Genomic DNA, 2,424 nt, shown 5'->3' with positions numbered 1-2,424 from the left:
ATCCAGCACCACGCTTTCGCCGCGCAATGTCGGCCAAAGGGCTGCGATCGCCGGGCGATCGATGGTGGCCATGGTGCGCAGGCAGAATTTCGACATCGCCATCAGCGCACCGGTGTTGCCCGCGGAAATGCAGGCGTCGGCCGTGCCGGCCTTGACCGCTTCGACGGCCTTCCACATCGATGACTTCCAGCGGCCGTGGCGCAGCGCCTGGCTCGGCTTGTCGTCCATCCTGACCGCAATTTCGCAATGGAAGAATTCGCTGATCTCGGCAAGCTTGGGAAATTTGGCGAGCTCCGGGCGCACGACCTCCTCACGCCCGAAGATGACGAAGCGGATGTCGGGACGACGGGTCGCGACCGTCATGAGCGCTGGAATGACCACGGCTGGTCCGTGATCGCCGCCCATGGCATCGATGGAAATCCTGATCACGCGGTATTTGTCTCACGGTTAGGCGGCAGGTCGTTTAGCGACCGCGAAGGTTCGGCGAAAATAACGGTTTTGGGCTGCCACACAACCGACTTTTCCGTCGCGGGCGAGCTTTTCAGGATTTTCCCAGCAAGGATCGCAGTTTTTGCTGAAATTCATTCTCCGCCGGTTCGGTCTCGCTGCCGGCGTTGAGCGCTGCGCCCTGCTTACGCGGATAGGGGTCGATGGCGAGCCCGAAATACTGTTCGGCGAGTGCCCCGACATCGATCGTGTCACCGGAAAATGTCTCTGGACTGTCAGGGCCTTCCGCGTCGAGCAGGATCTCGCCGCCACCATCGAAACCCTGCCGTCCAAGCTTGGAATCCTCGGGCAGCAGCAGCGCTTCGACCGGTTCGTCGATATGCGCTTCGACAGGCTCGAGCGTGACGATGCAGGCCTGGGTGATGTCGGCTTCGACACGACCGCTTATCTTCACGCCATTGCGCTTCCACGACGCGACCAGAAGCTCGGCGCGATAGGATTCGACCGAAATCAACCCGTGCTCCTCGGCCAGTGCCGCACGCTGTGCGGCATCGGCTTCGACAACCAGCGGCAGGCCCTTTTGCGGCAGGCGCGTGATGTTTGCACGGAAGGAGACCGGGCTTTGCGGGTCCACATGCTTCATTGTTCAACCTCCTTGGCGGCGGGAAAGGTCAGCGTGCCGGAGACAATCGATTCGGATGTCTGCGCGGCCAGATGATTGCGCGCGTCGGTAACATAGTTGGCCAGCAGCGATGCTTCCAGCCAGGCGCCCGCGTCGGGCCGGACATTGCGGGCAAGAGCCGCGGTCAGCGCTTCATGGTCGTTTCTTTCCAGGGCATCGTCATAGGCAGCGGTTCGGCCATAAAACATCTTTGCCAGCTTTTTCATGCGTTTGGGCACGCCAACGTCGCCAATGCCCAATTCCCGCAACGAATGGTCGACGTCGAGGAAGAACTCGTCGATCAGCACCTGGGCGACCTCTTGCGCCGCACCGCTCTCACCGCGCAACCTGTGCTGGAACAGGAACATGTGCAGCGACAGCATCTCGAAACGGCCAAGCGGCGTGTCTGGCACATTCCAGTGGGAATAAAACACCGTCTGCCGCGCCGCCGCCACGATTTGTGCGTAAAGCGCCTCGGTGATAGCGCGGTTGGCGTAGCGTTCGCGGCCAAAAAAGCGCTGGAACATTGGGGATGGTCTCCTGGGGACCGTTTGTTGAAGTGGGCTTGTTGCATCGGCAAGCAAGCTGGTTTACCGGTTTCGCGGCCCAGCGCAAGTTGCGGCCAGCTAATGGAGTTGTTGTTGCGCGCGCTGAATTTCAAGTCGACCTTCTCGTCCAGGCCCGCCGGCGCGATCTCGCTGCTGATGATCGTTTCGGCACTATCGGCCTGCCACACCTCCAAGATGATCGGCGACCTCAGCCCGAGTGAGACGCTGACGCAAGGTTACGTCATAGACCAGCAGGCAATCGACCTGGTGCCGGTCGGTTCGAGCCGCGAGCAGGTGCTTCTGGCGCTCGGCACGCCGTCGACGACCGCGACCTTCGACAACGAGGCCTTCTATTACATTTCGCAGACGCGCAAGCGCTACGTCGCCTTCGACAAGCCACGGCTCATTGATCAGCATGTGCTGGCGGTCTATTTCGGCGCCGATGGCCGCGTCACCCAGATCGCCAATTACGGGATGAAGGACGGCAAGATGTTCGACTTCATCTCACGCACCACACCGACCGGCGGCAAGGACCAGAACTTCCTCAGCCAGATCATCAACGGTGCCAGCAAGCTGGCACCCAGCATTCCGGGCGGCGGCGCCTAATTCCTTTCGGCTTCCATTCCGGGAGCCTCATCATCTCAGACGACCAAAAACCCGCGGGAGCGATCCTGCGGGTTTTTGTTGTGGCCTCGATCAGGGCAAGATCCCCGTATGTTTGCCGGCGATGCTTAAGCCGTCGAAACCCAAGCCGGTAGATGAGATACC

Annotated in this window: 3 protein-coding genes and 1 pseudogene; 1 reads left to right on the top strand and 3 read right to left on the bottom strand. The window is 60.8% G+C overall.

Translation table 11 applies throughout. From position 1 onward, the window contains the following. From ENZ74_RS29290 to ENZ74_RS29280, 3 genes and pseudogenes are all read right to left on the bottom strand, one after another. Positions 1-429 (bottom strand): annotated as a pseudogene (locus tag ENZ74_RS29290) (phosphate acyltransferase); the annotation flags it as partial. A 112-nt stretch (positions 430-541) separates the two neighbouring features. Further along, positions 542-1,090, bottom strand: a complete 549-nt coding sequence (locus ENZ74_RS29285; RefSeq protein ID WP_013532234.1) for a DUF177 domain-containing protein — start codon at positions 1,088-1,090, stop codon at positions 542-544. Then, positions 1,087-1,635: a ubiquinol-cytochrome C chaperone family protein gene (locus ENZ74_RS29280; RefSeq protein ID WP_063167769.1), complete on the bottom strand. Its 549-nt coding sequence runs from the start codon at positions 1,633-1,635 to the stop codon at positions 1,087-1,089. Before ENZ74_RS29280 ends, ENZ74_RS29285 begins: the two co-directional genes overlap by 4 nt. A 114-nt stretch (positions 1,636-1,749) precedes the next feature. Here ENZ74_RS29280 and ENZ74_RS29275 point away from each other — a divergent pair, with 114 nt between their 5' ends. Then, on the top strand, positions 1,750-2,262 hold the full coding sequence (locus ENZ74_RS29275) for an outer membrane protein assembly factor BamE (RefSeq protein ID WP_013532236.1): 513 nt from the start codon (positions 1,750-1,752) through the stop codon (positions 2,260-2,262). Positions 2,263-2,424 lie beyond the last annotated feature (162 nt).

The sequence above is a fragment of the Mesorhizobium sp. M7A.F.Ca.CA.002.15.2.1 genome (genome assembly GCF_003998715.1).
Taxonomy (GTDB): Bacteria; Pseudomonadota; Alphaproteobacteria; order Rhizobiales; family Rhizobiaceae; genus Mesorhizobium; species Mesorhizobium ciceri.
The sequence above is the reverse complement of the archived record's forward strand: the minus strand, read 5'-3'. Positions and strand labels throughout refer to the sequence as shown.

Excerpts from the sequence above, each read along its gene's own strand:
- ENZ74_RS29285 (WP_013532234.1), bottom strand. The coding sequence starts at position 1,090 with ATGAAGCATGTGGACCCGCAAAGCCCGGTCTCCTTCCGTGCAAACATC.
- ENZ74_RS29280 (WP_063167769.1), bottom strand. The coding sequence starts at position 1,635 with ATGTTCCAGCGCTTTTTTGGCCGCGAACGCTACGCCAACCGCGCTATC.